This is a genomic window from Stenotrophomonas sp. ISL-67 (assembly GCF_018612915.1).
Lineage (GTDB): Bacteria > Pseudomonadota > Gammaproteobacteria > Xanthomonadales > Xanthomonadaceae > Stenotrophomonas.
This window is the reverse complement of the sequence record NZ_JAGGRL010000004.1, coordinates 92,133-114,210: the sequence shown is the minus strand read 5'-3', so window position 1 is coordinate 114,210 and position 22,078 is coordinate 92,133. Positions and strand designations below refer to the sequence as shown.

18 protein-coding genes are annotated in these 22,078 nt (G+C 67.4%); 14 read left to right on the top strand and 4 right to left on the bottom strand.

Going from position 1 to position 22,078, the window contains the following annotated elements; all coding sequences use genetic code 11:
• Window positions 1-10 precede the first annotated feature (10 nt).
• The 4 genes from kduI to J7J08_RS06385 all read left to right on the top strand — a co-directional run bounded on the left by kduI (window position 11) and on the right by J7J08_RS06385 (window position 4,278).
• Entirely contained in the window at window positions 11-859 is an 849-nt protein-coding gene (gene kduI / locus J7J08_RS06400; RefSeq protein WP_214902839.1) for a 5-dehydro-4-deoxy-D-glucuronate isomerase, read from the top strand.
• Between the two features lie 67 nt (window positions 860-926).
• Window positions 927-1,682, top strand: coding sequence for a 2-dehydro-3-deoxy-D-gluconate 5-dehydrogenase KduD (gene kduD, locus J7J08_RS06395; RefSeq protein ID WP_214902836.1), 756 nt, complete (start codon window positions 927-929; stop codon window positions 1,680-1,682).
• A 116-nt stretch (window positions 1,683-1,798) separates the two neighbouring features.
• Window positions 1,799-2,905 carry a GDSL-type esterase/lipase family protein gene (locus J7J08_RS06390; RefSeq protein ID WP_214902833.1) on the top strand — a complete coding sequence of 369 codons (1,107 nt, stop codon included), beginning with the start codon at window positions 1,799-1,801 and terminating at the stop codon, window positions 2,903-2,905.
• Window positions 2,906-3,210: 305 nt separating this feature from the next.
• Window positions 3,211-4,278: a Fic/DOC family N-terminal domain-containing protein gene (locus J7J08_RS06385; RefSeq protein ID WP_214902830.1), complete on the top strand. Its 1,068-nt coding sequence runs from the start codon at window positions 3,211-3,213 to the stop codon at window positions 4,276-4,278.
• Window positions 4,279-4,309: 31 nt separating this feature from the next.
• Here J7J08_RS06385 and phhA read toward each other — a convergent pair whose 3' ends face one another.
• Entirely contained in the window at window positions 4,310-5,206 is an 897-nt protein-coding gene (phhA, locus tag J7J08_RS06380; protein ID WP_214902827.1) for a phenylalanine 4-monooxygenase, read from the bottom strand.
• 127 nt (window positions 5,207-5,333) lie between these two features.
• Between phhA and J7J08_RS06375 the strand changes: the two genes are divergently transcribed.
• Window positions 5,334-5,816, top strand: a complete 483-nt coding sequence (locus J7J08_RS06375) for an Lrp/AsnC family transcriptional regulator (protein WP_214902824.1) — start codon at window positions 5,334-5,336, stop codon at window positions 5,814-5,816.
• Between the two features lie 96 nt (window positions 5,817-5,912).
• On the opposite strand, the gene J7J08_RS06370 is transcribed toward J7J08_RS06375, so the two are convergent.
• Window positions 5,913-6,914 carry a patatin-like phospholipase family protein gene (locus J7J08_RS06370; protein WP_214902820.1) on the bottom strand — a complete coding sequence of 334 codons (1,002 nt, stop codon included), beginning with the start codon at window positions 6,912-6,914 and terminating at the stop codon, window positions 5,913-5,915.
• A 337-nt stretch (window positions 6,915-7,251) separates the two neighbouring features.
• On the opposite strand from J7J08_RS06370, the gene J7J08_RS06365 reads away from it, so the two are divergent.
• On the top strand, window positions 7,252-9,519 hold the full coding sequence (locus tag J7J08_RS06365) for a TonB-dependent receptor (protein WP_214902817.1): 2,268 nt from the start codon (window positions 7,252-7,254) through the stop codon (window positions 9,517-9,519).
• 347 nt (window positions 9,520-9,866) lie between these two features.
• On the opposite strand, the gene J7J08_RS06360 is transcribed toward J7J08_RS06365, so the two are convergent.
• Entirely contained in the window at window positions 9,867-10,712 is an 846-nt protein-coding gene (locus J7J08_RS06360) for a phosphatase PAP2 family protein (RefSeq protein WP_214902814.1), read from the bottom strand.
• A gap of 273 nt (window positions 10,713-10,985) precedes the next feature.
• Between J7J08_RS06360 and J7J08_RS06355 the strand changes: the two genes are divergently transcribed.
• Together J7J08_RS06355 and J7J08_RS06350 are read left to right on the top strand one after the other, a co-directional pair.
• Window positions 10,986-11,867: a hypothetical protein gene (locus tag J7J08_RS06355; RefSeq protein WP_214902811.1), complete on the top strand. Its 882-nt coding sequence runs from the start codon at window positions 10,986-10,988 to the stop codon at window positions 11,865-11,867.
• A 10-nt stretch (window positions 11,868-11,877) separates the two neighbouring features.
• Entirely contained in the window at window positions 11,878-13,086 is a 1,209-nt protein-coding gene (locus J7J08_RS06350; protein WP_214902807.1) for a DUF4785 domain-containing protein, read from the top strand.
• 119 nt (window positions 13,087-13,205) lie between these two features.
• Here the strand turns inward: J7J08_RS06350 and J7J08_RS06345 are convergent, their stop codons facing one another.
• Window positions 13,206-14,033 (bottom strand): ATP-binding cassette domain-containing protein, encoded by an 828-nt coding sequence (locus J7J08_RS06345; RefSeq protein WP_214902804.1) that lies wholly within the window; start codon window positions 14,031-14,033, stop codon window positions 13,206-13,208.
• 119 nt (window positions 14,034-14,152) lie between these two features.
• Here J7J08_RS06345 and J7J08_RS06340 point away from each other — a divergent pair, with 119 nt between their 5' ends.
• The 6 genes from J7J08_RS06340 (at window position 14,153) to J7J08_RS06315 (ending at window position 21,841) form a co-directional block, all read left to right on the top strand.
• Complete coding sequence (locus tag J7J08_RS06340) at window positions 14,153-15,385, top strand: fatty acid desaturase (RefSeq protein WP_214903096.1); 1,233 nt, start codon at window positions 14,153-14,155, stop codon at window positions 15,383-15,385.
• Between the two features lie 42 nt (window positions 15,386-15,427).
• Entirely contained in the window at window positions 15,428-15,754 is a 327-nt protein-coding gene (locus J7J08_RS06335; protein WP_343237709.1) for a hypothetical protein, read from the top strand.
• A gap of 41 nt (window positions 15,755-15,795) precedes the next feature.
• Complete coding sequence (gene mutM, locus J7J08_RS06330; RefSeq protein ID WP_214902801.1) at window positions 15,796-16,608, top strand: bifunctional DNA-formamidopyrimidine glycosylase/DNA-(apurinic or apyrimidinic site) lyase; 813 nt, start codon at window positions 15,796-15,798, stop codon at window positions 16,606-16,608.
• A gap of 63 nt (window positions 16,609-16,671) precedes the next feature.
• Window positions 16,672-17,238 carry an ECF-type sigma factor gene (locus tag J7J08_RS06325; RefSeq protein WP_214902798.1) on the top strand — a complete coding sequence of 189 codons (567 nt, stop codon included), beginning with the start codon at window positions 16,672-16,674 and terminating at the stop codon, window positions 17,236-17,238.
• Between the two features lie 78 nt (window positions 17,239-17,316).
• On the top strand, window positions 17,317-20,190 hold the full coding sequence (locus tag J7J08_RS06320; protein ID WP_214902795.1) for a serine/threonine-protein kinase: 2,874 nt from the start codon (window positions 17,317-17,319) through the stop codon (window positions 20,188-20,190).
• Between the two features lie 49 nt (window positions 20,191-20,239).
• Window positions 20,240-21,841 carry a glucan biosynthesis protein D gene (locus tag J7J08_RS06315; RefSeq protein WP_214902792.1) on the top strand — a complete coding sequence of 534 codons (1,602 nt, stop codon included), beginning with the start codon at window positions 20,240-20,242 and terminating at the stop codon, window positions 21,839-21,841.
• The last annotated feature ends 237 nt before the right edge of the window (window positions 21,842-22,078 follow it).

The window sequence follows — 22,078 nt, the reverse complement described above, 5'->3', positions numbered from 1 at the left end:
TGGAGACGCCATGTACTGCAAGACCCACTACGCCACCCATCCCGACGCCATCAAGGGCGCCAGCAACGACGACCTGCGCGAGCTGTACCTGCTCGACGGCCTGTTCAATGCCGACGCGGTGACCCTGAAGTACACCCACTACGAGCGTTTCGTGCTCGGCGGTGCGGCCCCGGTGAAGGGCCCGGTGGCGCTGCCGAAGCAGACCGAACCGGCCTCGGCCGCCGGCCATGCCTTCCTGGAGCGCCGCGAGCTGGGCGTGATCAACGTCGGCACCGGCAGCGGCACCGTCACCGTGGATGGCACCGTGTACACGCTCGGCCCGAAGGACGGCCTGTACGTGGCGATGGGCAGCGAAGAGGTCGTGTTCGCCTCTGACGATGCCGCCGCCCCGGCCCAGTTCTACCTGGCCTCGACCCCGGCGCACGCGCGCTTCGAGACCAAGCAGCTGTCGATCAAGGACGCGGTGGCGCTGGAGCGCGGCGCGCTGGAAACCAGCAACGAACGCACCATCTACCAGTACATCGTGCCGGCCACCTGCCAGTCCTCGCAGCTGCTGCTGGGCCTGACCGTGCTCAAGCCGGGCAGCGTCTGGAACACCATGCCGCCGCATCTGCACGACCGCCGCAGCGAAGTCTATTTCTACTTCGACCTGGGCCAGAACGACCGCGTGTACCACTTCATGGGCGAGCCGGACGCGCAGCGCCATATCGTGATCCAGAACAACGAAGCGGTGGTGTCCCCGCCGTGGTCGATCCACATGGGTGCCGGCACCAGCAACTACGCCTTCATCTGGGCGATGGGCGGCGAAAACCTGGATTACACCGACATGCACGTGCTGGACATCTGCCAGCTCAAGTGACGTTTCGTGCGCCGCCCGCACTGGGCGGGCGGCGCCTGTGCCGCATTGAATAAGGACCGTAACCGCAATGGCTAATCCGTTCAGTCTGGAAGGCAAGATCGCCCTCGTCACCGGTGGCAACACCGGCCTGGGGCAGGGTATCGCGGTGGCGCTGGCACAGGCCGGCGCCGATGTCGCCGTGGCCGGCATCGCGCCGCCCACCGAGACCATCGCGAAAATCACGTCGCTGGGCCGCCGCTGCCTGGCGGTGGAAGCGAACCTGATCAGCATCGAGCCGGTGGAGCGGGTGATCCGCGAAACCGTGGAAGGCCTGGGCGGCCTGGACATCCTGGTCAACAACGCCGGCCTGATCCGCCGCGCTGATGCGGTGGACTTCAGCGAGCAGGACTGGGACGACGTGATGAACGTCAACATCAAGTCCGCGTTCTTCATCTCGCAGGCGGCGGGTCGTCATTTCATCGCGCAGGGCCGCGGCAAAATCATCAACATCGCCTCGATGCTGTCCTTCCAGGGCGGTATCCGGGTGCCGTCGTACACCGCCAGCAAGAGCGGCATCGCCGGCATCACCCGCCTGCTGGCCAACGAGTGGGCCAACAAGGGCATCAACGTCAACGCCATCGCCCCGGGCTACATGGCCACCGACAACACCGCCGCGCTGCGCGCCGACGAGGACCGCAACAAGTCCATCCTCGACCGCATCCCGGCCGGCCGCTGGGGTACGCCGGAAGACCTCGCCGGCACCGCCGTGTTCCTGGCCTCCAGCGCCTCGGATTACGTCAACGGTTCGGTGATTCCAGTCGACGGCGGTTGGCTGGCGAGGTGATGCACCGATATCGACCAACGGTCGATATCCATCGCGTAGCGCCGGGCTCTGCCCGGCCCACGCACTCCTGACACCGCGCGATCGCCGGGCAGAGCCCGGCGCTACGGGGGACGAACATGCTGCGCTTTTCGTTGCTGCTGTCGTTGCTGTTGTTCTCCACCGTGACCCACGCTGCGCCGCAGCGGGTTTTCATCGCCGGTGATTCCACCGCCGCCGAATACGGTCCGGAACGCGCCCCGCAGGCCGGCTGGGGCCAGGCACTGCAGAGCTACCTCGACCCGGCCGTGTGGGAGGTGCGCAACCACGCCAAGGGCGGCCGCAGCGCACGCAGTTTCATCGAGGAAAAGCGCTTGGACGCCATCGCCGCCGACATCAGGCCCGGCGACGTCCTGCTGATCCAGTTCGGCCACAACGACGCCAAGTTCGAAGACCCCACCCGCTACAACGAACCAGCCACGGCCTACCCGCGCTACCTGCAGCGCTACATCCAGCTGGCCCGCGACAAGGGCGCCACCCCCGTGCTGATCACCCCGGTAGCGCGGCTGCTGTACGACTTCGGCGCGCTGCTGGACACCCATGCGCTGTATACCCAGGCCATGAAGCAGCTGGCCGCGCGCGAACAGGTGGCGCTGATCGACCTCAACGCCAGTTCCACCCGCTGGATCCGCGCGCTGGGCGAGCAGGGCGCCAAACCGTATTTCATGTTCGTGCCCGAACAGAACAAGGCCGACGGCACGCACTTCAGCGTTGCCGGTGCCACCGCTGTGGCCTGCCTGGTGGTGCGCGACTGGGTGGCGTTGAAGCCGGAGCTGAAAACCGCGTTGAAGCGCGATATCGACTGCGACGTGAGCGAACCTGCAGGGCAGGGCAGTGATGCGGCCAAGCCCTCGCGCGTGGTCCACGAGCGCGATATCGCCATTACCCAGCCCGGCCCGCATGGCGGCGCAGGACCGACCACCGCGTACCCGTTCTTTGCCGACGACAAGGACCTGCCGTTCGTGCTGCGCAAGCGCGTGCTGCACAAGGGCGCCGGCATCGGCCTGCACCCGCAGCACAAGGACGAGATCTATTACATCGTCAGCGGGCAGGGCAGCTATGTGCTGGATGGGAAGCAGTACGACGTGGCGGCGGGCGATGCCCTGCTGACCCGGGTGGGCAGCCTGCATGCGCTGCAGCAGCGGGGGGAGCAGGATCTGGTGGTGCTGTTGGCCTATCCGCGGTAAGGCCCCGGCCGGGCAGAGCCCGGCGCTACGCGCAGGCGCCGGTAGAGCCGGGCTCTGCCCGGCTGCTCGGCTAACCTTCAAAAGCCTGGCCAGCTTTTGAAGGTTAGTTGCCTAAACTTCAAAAGAGTGGGATGCTTCTGAAGGTTAACGTCCCATGGCTTGGGGGTCGAATGCGCCGTGAAGACATCGCAGGCCCCCTCCGGGCCTACCTGACCCCAGTAGCGGGGCGACCCCATCTGCTGGCAATGTGCCCGCCGCCGACACCGCGCAGGCTCCCCCTTGGCCAATCGGGTTCCCGTGACCTGATGATCCAGGCCAATGCGGCCCTCGACCGGTTAAGCGACGCCATCCGCCATTGGCCCGCCCCCGAGTTGGTCACACGGACACTGGCGCGCCGTGAGGCGGTCCAAAGCTCCCAGATTGAAGGTACCCAGACCGACCTGGACCAGTTGCTGGTCTACGAGGCCACGCTGGGCATGGACGGTCTGCCGGTCGACGTGCTGGTAACCGAACGCTATGTACAGGCGCTTCAATATGGTCTGGACGCGGTCAGGAAACGCGGCAGGTCTGCGCTCAGCCTGGCGTTGGTCAATCAGCTGCATGCCATGCTGATGCAGGATGCTCCGGACGATTTCCCAAAAGGGGCGTACCGCAACGAGCAGGCCATCATCGGCGCCCTCGGCAGCCGGCCGGAAGATGCCCGCTTCATTCCGTCGCCGCCGGACAGGATCGGCGCTGCGATGCAGGAGCTGGAGCGCTCGATGCTTCAGTACAGGGCGGGCGAAGAAGAGCAAAGCGAGTTGATCGTGGTGGCACAGCTCGCCATCGCGCACGCGCAGTTCGAGACCATCCATCCTTACAAGGATGGCAACGGCCGAACCGGCAGGCTGTTGATGCCGCTCATCCTCGCGGCTGAAGGCTACCCGCCGCTGTATCTGTCAGGTGCACTGCTACGCAGCAGGAATGCGTATTACGACGCGCTCAACCAAGTGCAGATCAAGGGCAACTGGACGCCCTGGATGGACATGCTGTGCAAGGCGATCGTCGAATCGGCGCACGATGCGATGTCGATTGCCGACGACATGACCGCATTGGTGCAGATGTGGTCCGAAAAGTTGAAAAGCTACCGCCGCGATTCGGTGGCCCAGCGCCTTCCGAACCTGCTCATCGGGCACCCCGTGGTAACGGCGGCGCAGGTCGCCGCGCTATTGGACGTTTCCGAACGCTCTGCACTGACCGGCATCTACGCACTGCAGAAGGAAGGCGTGCTGGTTCAGGGCGACGAACGCAAATGGGGGCGAACGTATTACGCGCAAGCCGTGCTGGACCGGCTCAACCAGCTGCCAGTGCCTCCGAAGATCCGCGCGTGGTGAAGCGAAGGCCGGGCAGAGCCCGGCTCAACGCCTACACGTCGCCGCCGTCTTCCCAGCCCTCGCCGGTGCCCTTCTGGAACACGCGGTCGCCTTCCTGCACGTCGCCGGCCGGCAGGTGCTCCAGGGCTTCCAGCGCTGCATAGATCGGGATGAAGTCCGGCGAGGTGGCTTCCATCAACTGCTCGTAGCTGTCGATGACGAAGTAGGTCTTCTGGAACGTGTCGATGCGGTAACGGGTGCGCATGATGCGTTCCAGATCGAAGCCGATCCGGTTGGGTGCGGCCGATTCCAGCGAGTACAGCGATTCGCCCTTGGACGAGACGATGCCCGCGCCGTAGATGCGCAGCCCTTCGGGTGTGTTGATCAGGCCGAATTCCACCGTGTACCAGTACAGGCGGGTGAGGTGCTGCAGCGCTTCAGGGCCGATCGCGTGCGCCTTGACCCCACCACGGCCGTAGGCGGCCATGTAATCGGCGAACACCGGGTTCATCAGCAGCGGTACGTGCCCGAACAGGTCATGGAACATGTCTGGTTCGGCGATGTAGTCGATCTGGTCCGGGCGGCGGATCCACCAGGTGACCGGGAAGCGCCGGTTGGCCAGATGGTCGAAGAAATCCAGCTCCGGCAGCAGCCCTTCCACGCCGACCAGGGTCCAGCCGGTAGCCGCGCCCAGCACTTCGTTGAGCTGGTCGAAGCGCGGAATCATGTGCGCGTTCATGCCCATCTCGTCCTGCGCCTGCAGGAACTCCCGGCTGGCACGGCCGACCAGCAGCTCGCGCTGGCGCTGGTACAGCGTGCTCCAGGTGGCGTGGTCGTCTGCGGTATAGCTGTCCCAAGGCTGCTCCACCACGGCGGTGGTATACACCGGCACATAGCCCTTGTCGGTCTGCTGGTGTTCGACGCGGCGGGGGGCGGTGGCGGTTTCCATCGAGGTGGGCTCCTGGGAAGTGACCCATTGATGCTAGGGCAGGGCGCGCGCAAGAGGATTGCAAAGTTGCGCGGATAAGCCGTTGTGGCGCAATATCGTTGCGTCAATTCAATGTTGCGGAGCAGCAATGTCCGGAGATGCCCCCTTCGACCGCACGGACCTGCGTCTCCTGGCGGAGATCCAGCAACATGGCCGTGCTACCAACGCCGAGCTGGCCGCGCGGGTGAACCTGTCCCCGTCGGCGTGCCTGCGCCGGGTGCAGCGGCTGGAAAGCGAAGGGGTCATCGCCGGGTACGGCGCGCGTCTGGAGCCTCGACGGATAGGGCTTGGCCTGCAGGCGTTCGTGCGCGTACAGCTGGAGAAGCACGACCAGCACGCCATCGGTGTGTTCGCCGACAGCGTGGTGGAGTGGGATGAGGTGGTGGCCTGCCATGCGCTGACCGGCGACATGGACTACCTGCTGCACATCTACGTGCGCGACCTGGCACATTTCTCCAGCTTCCTGCTGGACAAGCTGCTGAACGCGGCGGGCGTGGCCGATGTGAATTCCAGCTTCGTACTGCGCACGGTGAAGGATTTCAGGGCATTGCCGTTGTCACAGCTTGAATGACGCGTAGTGCCGGGCTCTGCCCGGCAACACGGGAATGCCTGACGCCCGCACGAAGAGCAGCCGGGCAGAGCCCGGCGCTACGGCGCCCGCGTGGGGTTATCCCTCGCACTTTTCCTTGCGGCCCATCAGCCTGCCCACGCGCGATGGCTCGTCGCACTTCGGCGTCGGTGGCGGCGGGGCCAGCGCGGCGGCGCGGGCTTTCTGCAGCTGCTGGATCTTGGCGCGGATCTGCGGCATCGCCGCCATCGCGGCCTTTTCTCCTTCCAGAATCGCGTACCCGCGCTGGCTGAAATCGGCCGCGCCGATGTCCAGCACCTTGGGGCGGATGATGATGTCGGCGCGTGCCAGCTCCTGCTCGCCCAGGCGCTGGCCCATGATCGCGATCGACTGGTTGACGATGCCCAGCATGCCGGTCGGCGACTTGCCGCTGGCCTTGCTGGAAATGTCCACCGCGATGACGAAGTCCGCACCCAGCTGGCGCGCGGCGTCCACCGGCACCGGGCTGACCACGCCGCCATCCACGAACAGGTTCTTGCCGATCTTCACCGGCTCGAACACACCGGGAATGCTGCTGGAGGCACGGACGGCCTGGCCCACATTGCCGCGCACGAACACCGCGCGCTCGCCGGTGTCCAGGTTGGTGGCAACCGCAGCGAACGGCTTGCTCAGCTTCTCGGCGGGGCGGTTGCCCACCTGCGCGTTGACGTAGTCCTGCAGCTTCTGGCCCTGCACCAGCCCGCCGGAGAACAGGCGCACGTCGCGGATGCTGGCTTCATCCAGCGCCACCGCCTTGGACTGCATGTCGAACGCGTCCATGCCGCTGGCATACAGCGCGCCGACCACGCTGCCAGCACTGGTGCCGGAGACGACCACCGGTTCGAAGCCATTGGCTTCCAGCATCTTGATTACACCGATATGCGCAAAGCCCTTGGCGGCACCGCCGCCCAGGGCGATGCCGATCTTCACCGGCTTGGCCTGCGCGGCCGGCACCACCACGGGCGTGACCGGGGTCGGGCGGGCATTCTCGCCGCCGCAGCCGGCCAGCAGGCCGAGCAGGGCAACGGACAGCGAAAGGCGGGTACGGCGGAAGGCGGTCATGGCGTCGGCGGAAAGTGAATGGGCGATAGCATAGCGGTAGCGCCGGCCGTTGGCCGGACCTCGCGATGGTTGGGGAACCCGAACATTCAGCAGGCGGACGGTTGGCCGCTTCGGACAGGCGGGGTAGGTGAGCTCGGTTGTATCCGTCACCGTGTGCGTGTCGAACGTCCAAGTGCCGCCTGGGCCGGCCAACGGCCGGCGCTACCGGGGGTGACCCTTCACGCTGCGACCTGAAGAATCGGGTAATGAATGCCCGGAATTTGCTCGCATGTTGTTGTACTGCAACAATTGTCTGGTAGCGCCGGTCCACCACCCTTCCCAACACAGCCTAATCGCCATGTTCCCGAACCGCACTGCCCACGGCCGTCTTCCGTCCGTGCACCCCCTCGTTGTCGCTCTTGCCGCCCTGCTGCCATTGACGGCCGCAGCCCAGGACGCCCCCGCCACCAAGGATCCGGTTGCACTCGACACCCTGCAGGTCACGGCCCAGCGCCGTGTGGAAAACGCCAAGGACGTGCCGGTCTCGATCTCGGCGATCCAGGGCGAAAAGCTCGACGTGCTCGGTTCGGCCGGCGACGACATCCGCTTCCTGTCGGCGCGCGTGCCGAGCCTGAACATTGAATCGTCCTACGGTCGTGCCTTCCCGCGCTTCTACATCCGCGGCCTGGGCAACACCGATTTCGACCTCAATGCCTCGCAGCCGGTGTCGTTGGTATATGACGATGTGGTGCAGGAAAGCCCGCTGCTGAAGGGCTTCCCGCTGTTCGACCTGGCCGGCGTGGAAGTGCTGCGCGGCCCACAGGGCACGCTGTTCGGGCGGAACACGCCGGCCGGCGTGGTGAAGTTCGATTCGGCGCGTCCGTCGCAGGACGCCGACGGTTACGTCAAAGTCTCCTACGGCACCTACGACACCTGGAACACCCAGGCGGCCTACGGTGGCCCGCTGACCGACCGTTGGTCCGCGCGCGTGTCGGCGCTGTACCAGCGCCGCGAAAACTACGTGGACAACACGCGCCCGAATGCACCGGCGGAAGGCTTTGAAGGCTACGACGAAGCCGCTGGCCGCGTGCAGTTCCTGTACGAAGGCGATGAGTTCGAAGCGCTGTTCAACCTGCACAAGCGCAAGCTCAACGGCACCGCGCGCCTGTTCCGCGCCAACATCCTCCAGCCGGGCAGCAACGCGCTGGTCGAGAACTTCGACCGCGACAAGGTCTCCAACGACGGCATGAATTTCTCCGAACTGGAAACCTGGGGCGGCAGCGCGCGCCTGCAGTGGAACCTGGGCGGCGTCACGCTGCACTCGATCACCGGCTATGAAACCGCCGAATCGCTTAACCATGGCGACATCGACGGCGGCTACGGCGCCAGCTTCCTGGGCGACGGCAACTACGGCCCCGGCTTCATCCCGTTCCCCTCCGAATCGGCCGATGGCCTGCCGCACCACCGCCAGTGGACCCAGGAATTCCGCGTGGAATCCAACGAATGGGGCCGCTTCGACTGGCAGGCGGGCGTGTTCTACTTCGATGAAGACGTCACCATCGACAGCTTCAACTATGACTCGCTGACCCCGGGCAACCCGCAGACCGGCCACGCCGTGCAGAGCCAGCGCAACAAGGCGTGGGCGGCATTCGCGTCGGGCGACTTCGATGTCACCGAGAAGTTCAAGCTGCGCGGCGGCGTGCGCTACACGCAGGACAAGAAAGACTTCACCGCCAGCGTGCTGCAGGCCGTGCCGGGTGGCACGCCGGTGAGCGGGCCGTACGTGGCCAACACCGATGTGGATGATGTCAGCTGGGACCTGAGCGGTGTGTACCAGGTTACCGACAACTTCAACGCGTACGCACGCGTGGCCAAGGGCTTCCGCGCTCCGTCGATCCAGGGCCGCCTGGCCTTCGGTGGCGTGTCGCAGGCCGATTCGGAGAAGGTGATTTCGTATGAGATCGGCGTCAAGGCAGACCTGTTCGACCGCCGCGCGCGCCTGGGCTTCAACATCTTCCGCTACAACGTGGATGGCCAGCAGTTGATCGCGGTGGGCGGCAGCAACAACACCGCCACCCTGCTCAATGCCGACAAAACCATCGGCCAGGGCGCGGAGCTGGACTTCGAAGCCTACCTGACCGACCACGTGCTGCTGACCCTGGGCAGCAGCTACAACGACACCGAGATCAAGGACCGCGACCTGGCGGTGGCGATCTGCGGTGGCGGCTGCACCATCACCGACCCGACCACGGTGATCAACGGCGGCACCTACGCGCTGGTCAACGGCAACCCGCTGCCGCAGGCGCCGAAGTGGATCCACAACATGACGCTGCGCGCCGGCTTCCCGATCACCGATGCCAGCGAGTTCTACGTCTTCACCGACTGGGCCTACCGCAGCGCGGTGAACTTCTTCCTGTACGAGTCGCCGGAATTCCGCAGCCGCTCGTCGCTGGAAGGCGGCCTGCGCCTTGGCTACAACTGGGACTACGGCCAGTACGACGTGGCCGTGTTCGGTCGCAACCTGACCAACCAGACCCGCGTGGTGGGCGCGATCGACTTCAACAACCTGACCGGCTTCCTCAACGAGCCGCGCACGTTTGGCGTGGAGTTCACGGCGAAGTTCTGATGTCGCCGTTGATGGCCTGAAACGAAAACGGCGCGGAGAGATCCGCGCCGTTTTCCGTTAGACGCATTGCCTGCGTGGTAGGGTCGATTCCCAAACGACTGCCGATAACGTCTCAACGCTCGGTAACGCATGACCTTGAAACGAAAAACGGTACTCCGTTCCGATGTCATGAATGCCGGATGGGTGGCTTCGGACAGAGGTCAGCGTCGGTGATGACACCAACGCCGCGTTGTTGTCGCTCCGGACGCTTGAGCCGCGCTTCGCGCGGTCGCCGGGCAGAGCCCGGCGCTACGAATTGCTGGCGAACGTTATGAGGCCCGGATACCGCAGCATCGGGCGATCAAACGTCACTGGGCGCTGGCGGGTCGGATTCTCAGCACCGTTTCCTCGGCCGCGCAATCGCGGTTTGCGGTCGCTCCCGCCCTTCGCGCCGCTGCGATTTCCTTGCGCGCCGCCAGCAGGTCGCGGTTGAAGTCGGCGTTGTCGTGCAACCTCGCCACCGCCGCCCCGCCCATGAACCGCCCTTCCAGGATGTCGCTCTGCCAGTGCACGTTGCACACCAGCCGGCTTTCGCCGTAGTTGCGGCCGCGCGCCTGGATGGCGTCGGCACGCTCGGGCACGATTTCCGACAGGATCAATGCCCAGGCCCAGCCGATCGAGGTGTGCCCAGAGGGGTACGAACCGTTCTTGCGCAGGCCTTCCTCATCATCAGGCGTGCAGGTCGGTTCACCGTTGACCATGAACGGACGCGCACGCTGGTAGTGATGCTTGGCGGCGCGGGTGGCGGCGCTGGCGTCGATCCGGCTGCGCTCAAGCAGGCGGTACAGCGCCGGCGTCTTCTGCGCGTCCACATCCAGGCCTATCGCGCAGGAGAACTGGTTGGCTCCTTCGGGGAACCCCAGCTCGGCGTCGCGGTGCGCCTGGGCGAAGCGCGGGCCGTCGCGCAGGGCACGTGCTTCGCGGCTGACCTGTTCATCCAGCGCGAACCCGGCCGAACCGGCGGCCGGCGGGGCCGGCACCAGCAACAGGCTGTCCGGTACGGCGTCCGCCGCCAGGTAACCCACCGCCTTGGTCACCATCGACGCTTCGACCGGCGTGGTTGGTGCGGCCACCGTGGTACAGCCCGCCAAGGCCGCAAGCAGCCCGGTGGTCAGCAGGGGGCGCAGGAAGCGGGCAAAAGCGTCAGCGTGCATCGGCAGGTCTCAAAGCGTGAAGCCCGCATGATCGCAGCTTCCCGGCCCCCTGCCAGCGGCCGCAGGTCATAGCGCCAGACCCGGCATGGCGCAGTGCAGCGCAGCATTGGGAGTCGTTTCAAATGATAGGAACCCTCTACTGGTTCACGGAAACCGATTCGCAGCCGGCATAGCTTCTGCCTCGGCGCCGCCATGGGTTGTACGCGGCGCCGGCAATCAGGGGGATCACCGGTAGCGCGGGGCTCTGCCCCGCTGATCAAAGGGAGTCACACGATGCAAAGCACTGCAGTGGGGAAGGGCACTGGCCTGGCCCTGGGAATGATGCTGGCCTGCGCCAGCGCGCACGCGGCCGACGTGGTGGGCGTGGCGTTCGTGCACGGCACGGGCAAGCAGACCGATGCGCGCGCCGATTACTGGCAGCCGGGCATCATCGACACGGTACGCCAGGGCCTGCCCAACAGCGCCAACTACACCGTGGTCAACTGCGATTTCGAGCAGTACATGTGGAAGCCCGAAGCCGCCGGCTGCCTGGCCGGGCAGCTCACCACCTTCATCAACACCCGCGGCATCACCAAGCTGGTGGTGATCACCCATTCCAACGGCGGCAACGTGGTGCGCTGGATGCTCTCCAACCCCACCTACGACAGCCGCTACCCGAAAATCATCCAGACCATCAGCAAGGTTACCGCGCTGGCCCCGTCCTCGGCCGGCACGCCGCTGGCCGATGCGGTGCTCAACGGCAATGCCTTCGAAGCCTCGGTGGGCTGGTTGCTGGGTTACCAGAACGATGCGGTGCGCATGCAGCAGGTGGGCTGGATGGCGACCTACAACGCGCAGAACCTGTACGGCACAGCGGGGCGCCCGGCGCTGCCCAAGCCGTTCCGCGCGGTGGTCGGTTCGGACGTGGAATCGGCGGTGTGGGACAACAGCAGCTACTGCGGTGGCTATGCGGAGAACGTCGGGCTGGAACTCACCCAGAACTGGCTCAACAGTTGCTCCGACGGGTTCCTCGACTGCAGCAGCCAGAAGGCCGCCGGCAGCGTGCTGTTCACCGACAAGGCGCGCACCAACGGCGCCGAGCCGCTCAGCCACAACCAGAGCCGACGCGAATGTTTCGGCCTGGGCGCGACCCTGCGCAACGACCTGACCCTCTGAGGAGCACGCAATGACTTCAAGATTGACGATTGCATTGGCCGTGGCCTCGGCGTTGTTCGCGCTGCCGCTGCACGCGGCACAGCCCCTGCAGGCCGCACGCGGCACTGATCAGATCGCACCGCGCGTGGAGCGCGCGCCGATGCCCGATGCGGCGATCGAACGTGCGCCGGTACGCTTCGCCTGGGCACTGGACCCGGACCAGGCGCTGACCGCGCCGGCACCGTACACCGCGTTGAGCCGCAGCTACTGGGACACCGTGGATGCGGCCACGCTTCAGCGCGGCCTTGCGTTGCCGCTGACCGCGCCCGATGCGGTGATCCAGGTCAGCCCGGTGCAGGGCGCCCGCGCGCTGGAGGTGGAGCAGTTGCAGGTGCGCGACCCCTCCGGGGCGGTCGCGCTGGACAAGGTGGTCGACGCGCAACAGCTGCGCGCGGCCGGCATGGGCGTGGGCGAGGGCACCGCGATGGCGCGGACCGGCGCCAGCACCGCGGTGGGAACCTATCGCCTGCAGGCGCCGCAGGCCCAGGGCCGCTACGTGGTGCAGGTGCTGGAACCCAACAGCGCGGTCGCGCTGCAGCTGCAGGCCGACCGCCAGCAGGTGCTGGCCGGCGGCAGCGTGGTGCTGAGCGCACGCCTGCAGCACGACGGCGGCAGCGCGGCGCTGGCGGCGGGGCGTTCGGTGGCGCGCACGCTGCCCGCCGGCGGTGAAGCGCTGCTGGTGGCACCCGATGGCCGCAGCTGGCCGGTGCCGCTGGTGGCCGGCAAGGACGGCCTGCGCGCGCAGGTGAGCATTCCCGAGGACATCGGCCAGGCCCAGGGGCTGTGGGAACTGCAGGCCTTCGTGACCGCGCAGGGCGTGCAGCGCGATGCCAAAGTGGCATTCGCGGTGGCCCGTCCGACCGCGCGCTTCAGCGGCCAGGTCGAGGTGGATGCGGCACAGCGCCAGGTGCGGCTGCCGCTGCAGATCGGCGCGCCGGGCCGTTACGAGGCGCGCGGCACGCTGCACGCCACCGGGCCCGACGGCAAGCTGCACCCGGTGGCGCAGGCGCACAGTGCGGCGTGGTTCGACGCGGCGGGTGCGGGCGAGCTGCTGCTGGCGTTCGACACGGTGGCACTGCCCAGCGGCTATGCCGCCCCGTTCGAACTGCGCGACCTGCGGCTGCAGGACCAGGGCCGGATGGCACCGATTGAAAGCCGCGCGGTAGCAGTGCGGTTCTGAAAGAAGCCGGGGGACGGGCAACGCCCGTCCCCTCCGGTCGTAGAGCCACGCCCTGCGTGGCTTCGCCGTCCTGAACGAAGGGCAGCCCGCAGTGCGTGGCTCTACCCCCGTCGCGGGTGTCAGCCTGCGAAGGCGGTCAGGCGGCCCTCGTGCTCCACCACCTGGATCGGCCCGCCGAATACGTCCGATAGTGGTCCATCGCGCAACAGCTCCGCGCGCGTGCCATCGGCCGCGATCCGCCCACCGCGCAGCAGCACCACGCGTTCAATCTCCGGAATCACTTCTTCGATGTGGTGGGTGACCAGCACCAAGGTGATGCCCTGCGCGGCCAAGGTACGCATGGTGGCGATCAGGTGCTGGCGCGCCACCAGGTCCAGCCCGGTAGACGGCTCGTCCAGCAGCAGCGCCTGCGGCCGGTTGACCAGCGCCCGAGCGATCAGCACGCGCCGGGTTTCACCGGCGGAAAGTTCGGCATAACCACGGTGCAGCAGCGGCAGGGCCCCGGTCAGCGCCAGCGTCTCACGCACCCGCGCGCGCATGTTGTCGGTGACTTCGCGGAAGGCTGGTACCACGAAGCTGGCGAAGAAGCCGGACAGCACCGCCTCTTCCACGGTCAGCCCGGGCATGTCGGCCAGGTTGCTGCTCAGGTCGCCGGTGACGATGCCCAGCTGCGAGCGCAGCCGGTCCACCTGCCAGCGGTTCTGCCCGAGCACGCGTACGGCCACGCTGCCGTCGGCATGCGCCAGCGGATACAGCTCACGGGTGATGAGCTTGATGAAGGAGGATTTGCCGCAGCCGTTGGGGCCCAGCAGCGCGGTGTGCTGGCCCTGGGCGATACGCAGGCTCAGGTCGTGGAGCACGCGCACCTGGCCACGGATGACGCAGGCGCGGTCGAGTTCGATCAGGGGGGCGGCGGCAATGGCCGGCAAAGGGGTGGCAACGGTCATGAATGCGGGGGCAATGCTCACGAAGGGGGAAAACAACTGAATGACTGCGCAAAAATCGCATCAGATGGATGAAGTTTGCAACGTCTGGCCCCATCATGGACACACCCGTACCTGTTTCCCTGTTGGCCGCTGCGGCCCGGAGTCCTGCGATGCTCGATACCCTCCTCAACTTCCTGACCGGCGGTGTAGTCGGCCTCGGGTGGTGGGGCATGGGCCTGGTGCTGCTGGTGGTCACCCAGCTGACCATCTTTGCCGTCACCCTGTACCTGCATCGCAGCCAGGCGCACCGCGGCGTGGATTTCCACCCGGTCATCGCGCACTTCTTCCGCTTCTGGACCTGGCTCACCACCTCCATGATCACCAAGGAGTGGGTGGCCATCCACCGCAAGCACCACGCCAAGGTGGAAACCGACGAAGACCCGCACAGCCCGGTCACCAAGGGCATTGGCATGGTGTTCTGGCGCGGCGTGGAGCTGTACCGCGAAGCCCGTGGCATGCGCGCGGACATCGAGCAGTACGGCCGCGGCGCCCCGGAAGACTGGATCGAGCGCCACCTGTACACCCCGCACGCCACCCTGGGCCCGGTGGCCCTGTTCGCGGTGAACCTGCTGCTGTTCGGCCTGCCCGGCGTGGCCCTGTGGGCGATCCAGATGGCCTGGATCCCGTTCTGGGCCGCCGGTGTGGTCAACGGCCTGGGCCACTGGTGGGGTTACCGCAACTTCGAATCGGCCGATACCTCCACCAACCTCACCCCGTGGGCGTTCTGGATCGGAGGCGAAGAGCTGCACAACAACCACCACGCCTTCCCCAGCTCGGCCCGGTTCTCGATGCGCCGCTGGGAATTCGACATCGGCTGGGCAGTGATCCGTGGCCTGCAGGCCGTGGGGCTGGCCAAGGTGTTGCGCGTGGCGCCCAACATGGATGTGCGCCCGAACATCGCCGTGCCCGATGCCGAAACCCTCAAGGCGCTGCTCTCGCACCGTTTCCAGGCCATGACCGATTACCAGCGCAACGTGTTCGTGCCCGCCCTGCGCGAGGAAGCGGCCTTTGCCGGTGCCAAGCTGCGCAAGCTGCTGCCGCGCCGCATGCGCCGTGGCCTGGTCAACGACGGCCGCTGGCTCAAGCCTGACTGCCGCGCCGAACTCAGCACCTGGGTCGAACAGCGCCCGCGCATCCGCGTGCTGGTGGAACACCGCGCGCGCCTGGCGGCCCTGCTGGAAGCCCGTGGCAACGATGCCGCCGAACGCCTGAAGCTGCTGCAGGCCTGGTGCCACGAGGCCGAAGCCAGTGGTATCGCCGCGTTGCAGAACTACGCCGCGCGCCTGAAAGGCTACGCGCTGACGGCGCACTAACCGGTGCGGCCTGCCCATTGCACCACCGGAAAGCGCCGCCTTGTGCGGCGTTTTTCCTGCGCGTTCCTGCTGCTTGCCGCCTCTGCGCAGGCCCAGGTCACCGATACCGTCAGCTACCTGCAGCGCATGGATACCGACGGTGACGGCAAGGTCAGCGTCGAGGAATACGTGCAGTGGATGATGTACGCCTTCGAGCGCATGGACCGCAACGGCGATGACGTGCTCAGCGCCGATGAGCTGCCCGGTGGCAAGGGCAAGCCGATCCCCCGCGAACAACAGCGGCAGACGATCATCGAGCGCTTCCACAAGCAGGATGCCAACGGTGATGGGTTCCTGAGCGCGAAGGAACTGTCGGCCCCACCCCGGTAGAGCGGGGCTCTGCCCCGCTGGGCCCCACGTAGAATCCCCCCATGCCCGAACTCCCCGAAGTCGAAACCACCCGCCGTGGCCTTGCCCCGCACCTGGAAGGCCGCAGCATCCACGGCGTGATCCTGCGCAGGCCGGACCTGCGTTGGCCGATTCCCGACGAAATCGGCGCGCTGCTGCCGGGCCAGGCCATCCAGGGCGTACGGCGGCGGGCGAAATATCTGCTGCTGGATACCGCCATCGGCAGCGCCCTGCTGCACCTGGGCATGTCCGGCAGCCTGCGCGTACTACCGGGGGACACCCCGGTCCGCGCGCACGATCACGTCGATATCAGTCTCGATAACGGCCGCCTGCTGCGCTTCAACGATCCGCGCCGCTTCGGCAGCCTGCTCTGGCAACCAGCCGGGGAAACCCACCCGCTGCTGGTCGGGTTGGGACCCGAACCGCTCGAAGACACCTTCGACGGCGACTACCTGTTCCAGCGCAGCCGGGGCCGCAGCGCCTCGGTGAAAACCTTCCTGATGGACCAGGGCATCGTGGTCGGGGTGGGCAACATCTACGCGGCCGAAAGCCTGTTCATGGCCGGCATCAACCCCCTGCGCGAGGCGGGCAAGATCTCCCGCGAGCGCTACCAGCGGCTGGCGACGGCGGTGAAGCAGATCCTGGGCCACGCCATCACCCGTGGCGGCACCACCCTGCGTGATTTCATCAACCCGGATGGCGCCCCGGGTTACTTCGAGCAGGAACTGCTGGTCTACGGGCGTGAAGGCCAGCCCTGCCGCCAGTGTGGCCGGGCGTTGCGCCACGCCACCATCGGCCAGCGCGCCAGCGTCTGGTGCGGGCACTGCCAGCGCTGAGCCGTAGCGCACCGGGCACGAACGGGCGCTATAGTCGGCCAAACGTCACCGGCGGGGTGTGCGATGGACGAAAGCCCGGATATCACCGTATGGCTGGATTCGGCCCGCGCGGGCGACCGCGCCTCGCTGGACCGGGTGCTGACCCTGCTGTACCAGGAACTGCACAGCATGGCCCGACGCCAGCTGGCCGGCCAGCAGGGCCGAACACTGGATGCCACCTCGCTGGTCCACGAGTCTTACCTCAAGCTGTTGGGCGCGCGCGGCGCGGCCCGGTTCGAGGATCGCGCGCACTTCTTTGCTTATGCCGCTTCGGCCATGCGCAGCGTGGTGGTCGATTACGCGCGCAACCGGCTGGCGCGCAAGCGTGGCGGCGATCTCAAGCGCGTGGCTGAAATTCCCGAGAACAGCAGCAGCGGCGTGCGCCTGGACGAAGACCTGCTGGCGCTGGATGTGGCGCTGGCCCGCCTGCAGGCAGTGGACCACCACCTGGCCAAGGTGGTGGAACTGCGTTATTTCGCGGGGTTGTCCGAACAGGAGATCGCCGACCTGTGCCATCGCTCGGAGCGCAGCATCCGGCGCGACTGGCAGAAGGCGCGGATGTTCCTGCTGGCGTCGGTCCGCGAGGACTGAGCACGGCGGCAGTCAGGGCCCCGTGCGCTGGCGCGGGTGGATGTGCACGGTAGTAATGCAGCGCCCGGGGAAGGGACGATGGACGCAGTGCGCTGGCGGCAGCTGTCGACGCTGCTGGATCAGTTGCTGGAAATGCCCCACGACCAGCGCGTCGCGCGCCTGGCGCAGCTGCGCGCGGCCGATGCGACGCTGGCCGATGACCTGGAACGGCTGCTGGAACACGAACGGGAAAGCCAGGAGTTCCTGGCCCAGCCGCTGTGGACCGCCGCGCCGGAAGACAGCCGCGCCGGCACCCATATCGGCCCGTACCGGCTGCTGCGGCAACTGGGCGAGGGGGGCATGGGTGAAGTCTGGCTGGCCGAGCGCGCCGACGGGCTGTACCAGCGCCAGGTGGCGCTGAAGCTGCTGCGCAGCGGCTATGCCGATCCCGGGCTGCGCCAACGCTTCAGCCGCGAACGCGAGATCCTGGCGCGGCTGCAGCACCCGCACCTGGCGCAGCTGCTCGACGCCGGCGTGGACCTGCAGGGCCAGCCCTACCTGGCGCTGGCCTACGTGGAAGGCGAGCCGATCACCGATTACTGCCAGCGCCTGCAACTGCCGCTGGAACGACGCCTGCACTTGATGCTGCAGGTATGCGCGGTGGTTAGCCACGCGCATGCGAACCTGATCGTGCACCGCGACCTGAAGCCCTCCAACATCCTGGTCACCGCCGAAGGCGAGGTGAAGCTGCTGGATTTCGGCATCGCCAAACTGCTCGACGACGAGCAGGCGCGCACCAACGCCGCGCACCCGCCGACCGAGGCACGCGCCTTCACCCTGCACTACGCCGCGCCCGAACAGGTGCGCGGCGAGCCGGTGACCACGCTGACCGATGTGTATTCGCTGGGCGTGGTGCTGTTCGAGGTGATTACCGGGCGCAAGCCCTACCGCCTGCGCCGGCACAGCGATGCCGAGTGGGAACGTTCGATCCTGGAAGTGGATTCGCCACGTGCCTCCAGCATGTTGCTGCGCGGGGACATCACCGATGCGGCGGCCGCACCGGCGGCGCGGCGCCTGGCCCGGCGCCTGCGCGGTGACCTCGACACGATCCTGCTCAAGGCCCTGCAGAAGGAACCGGCGCAGCGCTATGCCTCGGTGGAGGCGCTGGCGCAGGACCTGCAGCGCTTCCTGGAAGGCCGCCCGATCCACGCGCGCCCGCAGCGCTCGCTGTACCGCCTGCGCAAGTACCTGGGCCGGCATCGCTGGGGCGTGGCATTGGCCGCCGTAGCGGTGCTGGCATTGGCGGTGCTGGCCGCGCTGGCGGTGTGGCAGATGCAGCAGGCGCGGCGTGAGATCGCCCGCGCGCAGGCCATGCAGGATTTCACCATCGGGCTGTTCGACCGCGCCGCCAGCGTGCGTCACGGCAGCTTCGATGTGCGCCAGCTGCTGGCCACCGGGCAGCAGCGTGGCGAGGCCGAACTGGCCGACCAGCCGCTGCCGCTGGCGGACCTGGAAGGGGTGATAGGACGTTTGCGGATCGGCATGGGCGACTACGCGCTGGCGCTGGAAACCCTGGACCGGCAGCGCGCGCTGCTGGAGCAGGTCAAGGAGGTCCCGCCCGGGCTGCAGCTGGAAGCGGTGACCCAGCGGGGCCGCGCGCTGCGCATGCTGGGTCGTTCGCGCGAGTGCGTAGCGCACATGACGCCGATGCAGGCGCTGGCCGCCGAACAGCGCAAGGCGCTGCCGTCGATCGTGGCCGAGTTCCATGCCCAGCTGGGCCGCTGCCAGCAGCTGCTGGGCTACCGCAATGCGGCGCGCGAAGGGTTTGAACGTGCGCTCGCCCTGCGCCGTGACATCACCCACGACGCCACCGGCATGTCCGAGAGCCTGGCCGACCTGGCCGCGCTGGAGAGCGACGATGGCAACGCACACGCCGCGCTGGCCGGTTACCGCCAGGCCTTGCAGCTGCTGCAGGCACGCACCACCGACCGACATCCACAACGGGTCACGCTGCGCCGCCACCTGGGCGAAATGATGGCCGCGCAGGGCGACCTGGACGGTGCCGACCGCAACCTGCGTGCGGCGTGGACCGACGCGGTCACCCTGTACGGCAATGACCACCCCGAAACGCTGACGATCCGCCGCCTGCGCGCCACCTTGGCGCTGCAGCGCGGTGATCTCGCCGAAGCCGAGGCCGCCCTGCAGCAGGTGCATCAGCTCACCCGGCAGGCCTTGGGCGAACGGCACCGCGATACTGGCCAGACCTGGCATGCACTCGGCCGTTCGGCGCTGGAACGCGGCGACAGCGCCGCCGCCGTGGACGCGTTCGGCCGCGCGGTGGCGATCTGGCGCCAACCCGACTGTATCGGCCTGCTGCCGCAGGGCCTGTACGACTACGGCAACGCGCTGGCCGAGGTCGGCCGCTGGCAGGATGCGCTGGCCGCCTTCCATGAGGGCCGCCAGTGGCAGGCCGCGCAGCGCGGCGATGACGACCCCGAGGTGCGGCGCGGCGACCGCCGCATGGCCGAAATCATCGGCGAGCATGTCGATCCCTGGCAGGCCGGCGAGCGCCTGGCCACGCTGATGCGCCAATCCGCGCGTGGCGGCCCCGACGCGCGCCTGCAGCAACAGGCGGTGCAACTGGCCTGGGGGCGCAACCTGATCCGCATGGAGCAGCCGGTGGAGGCGCAGCGCGCGCTGCAGCCACTTACCCAGGGCGGGGCGATGGATCCGCGCAGCGTCAACCTGCGCTGGCTGGCACGGGCCGCGCTGGGCCAGCTGGACTGCGCGCAGGCGCCGGCCCGTGGGCGCGAGGCGCTGGCGCGACTGCAGGCCGAGGTGCGCGCGCAGCGCCCCCAGGGGGGCCGCATTCCGCGCCAGGTCGAGCAGGCCCTGAAAGCATGCAGCGGCGGGTCATTGCAGGTGCGGCTGGGCCAGCCTGAACGCGAACCCGGCACCACGGCGGCGAATTAACGTTCGCGTGCCTATGATGGCCGACCCTTTCCTGCCCATCGCTGCCTGCATGCAACGACGCGACTTCATCCGCAACGCTTCCCTGGCCCTGGCCGCCATCGGTTTTCCGGCGCTGCCGGCCTGTGCCGCACAGGGCAGCCAGGTCGGCCTGCGCCGGCTGGGCCAGCCGCAGCCGTTCGACTTCGCCATTCTCAAGGGGCAGGCGCGCGCGCTGTCCGAGGCGGCGTACAAGAGCCATCGGCGCACCCTGCCAGGGCCGCTGGAAGCGCTGGACTGGGACCAGTACCAGTCCATCAGCTACCGCCAGGACCACGCGCTGTGGGCCGACCAGCCCGGCCGCTTCCAGGCCAAATTCTTCCACCTGGGCCTGTATTTCCATTCGCCGGTGCGCATGTTCGACATCGTCGACGGCAAGGCGCAGGAACTGGCCTACGACCCGGCGGCATTCAACTACGGCAAGAGTGGCCTGAAAGACGGGCACCTGCCGGCCGACCTCGGCTTTGCCGGCTTCCGCCTCAACACCCGTAAGGACACCGACCGCGACTTCGCCGCGTTCCTGGGCGCCAGCTACTTCCGTGCGGTGGGCAAGGAAGGCCAGTACGGGCAGTCAGCGCGCGGTCTGGCGATCGATACCGGCATGGACCGCCCGGAAGAATTCCCCGACTTCATCGCCTACTTCCTGGAACAGCCGGCAGCCGACTCCAACACGCTGGTGGTGTATGCGCTGCTGGATTCGCCCAGCGTGGCCGGCGCCTATCGCTTCGCCATCACCAACGGCGATGTGCTGCTGATGGACGTGGACGTGGCGCTGTACCCGCGCAGGACCATCGAACGGCTCGGCATCGCGCCGTGCACCAGCATGTACCAGGTGGGCGAGAACGACCGCCGCATGGCCTGGGACTGGCGCCCGGAAATCCACGACACCGACGGTCTGTCGATGTGGACCGGCGCGGGCGAATGGATCTGGCGCCCGCTGTCCAACCCGCGCCAGCTGCGTTTCAACATGTTCGTGGACAACAACCCGAAGGGCTTCGGCCTGCTGCAGCGCGACCGCAACTTCGACCACTACCAGGACGATGGCGTGTTCTACGAGAAGCGCCCGTGCCTGTGGGTGGAACCGAAGGGGCAGTGGGGCAAGGGCTCGGTGCAGCTGGTGGAAATTCCCACGGTGGACGAGACCTTCGACAACATCGTGGCGTTCTGGAACCCGGAGGCCAAGCCGCAGCCGGGCCAGGAGCTGCTGATCGGCTACCGCCTGTACTGGGGCGCCGAACCGCCTGCGCGCCCGCCGCTGGCACAGGCCGTGGCCACCCGCACCGGGTTGGGCGGGGTGATCGGCAAGAAGCGCGAGTACTTCTCGTGGCGCTTTGCCGTGGACTTCCAGGGCGGCGAACTGGCCGCGCTGATCGACAAGGGTGAAGTGGAAGCCGTGGTGCAGGCCAGCCGCGGCCGCACCGAGATCGTCTCGGCGCGCCCGTTGCGCGAGATCAAGGGCTACCGCGCCATGTTCGACCTGGTGCCGCCGGACGATTCCACCGACCAGATCGATATCCGCCTGTACCTGCGCAGCGGCGGAAAAACGCTGACGGAAACGTGGTTGTACCAATATTCGCCGCCACCGGCGGGGGCGCCGGAGCGGACGTTGTATTAACGGCGGCTTCGGTTTGGGGTAAACGCCGGTTCGTTGGTCGGACCGGCATTTTTCGTGGCTTCGGATGCTTGGGCCGCGCTGCGCGCGGTGTCCGGCCAACGTTATGCCCGCCATCCCTGGCGGCCACCCTACGGACCGTCGCTGTGCGACGTTGAGAACGGCTCCTGCCGTTCTCTTCGGGGCTACGAATTGTTACGTAATGACCGGTTGCCCGGATCAACCAACCAACGGCCGGGC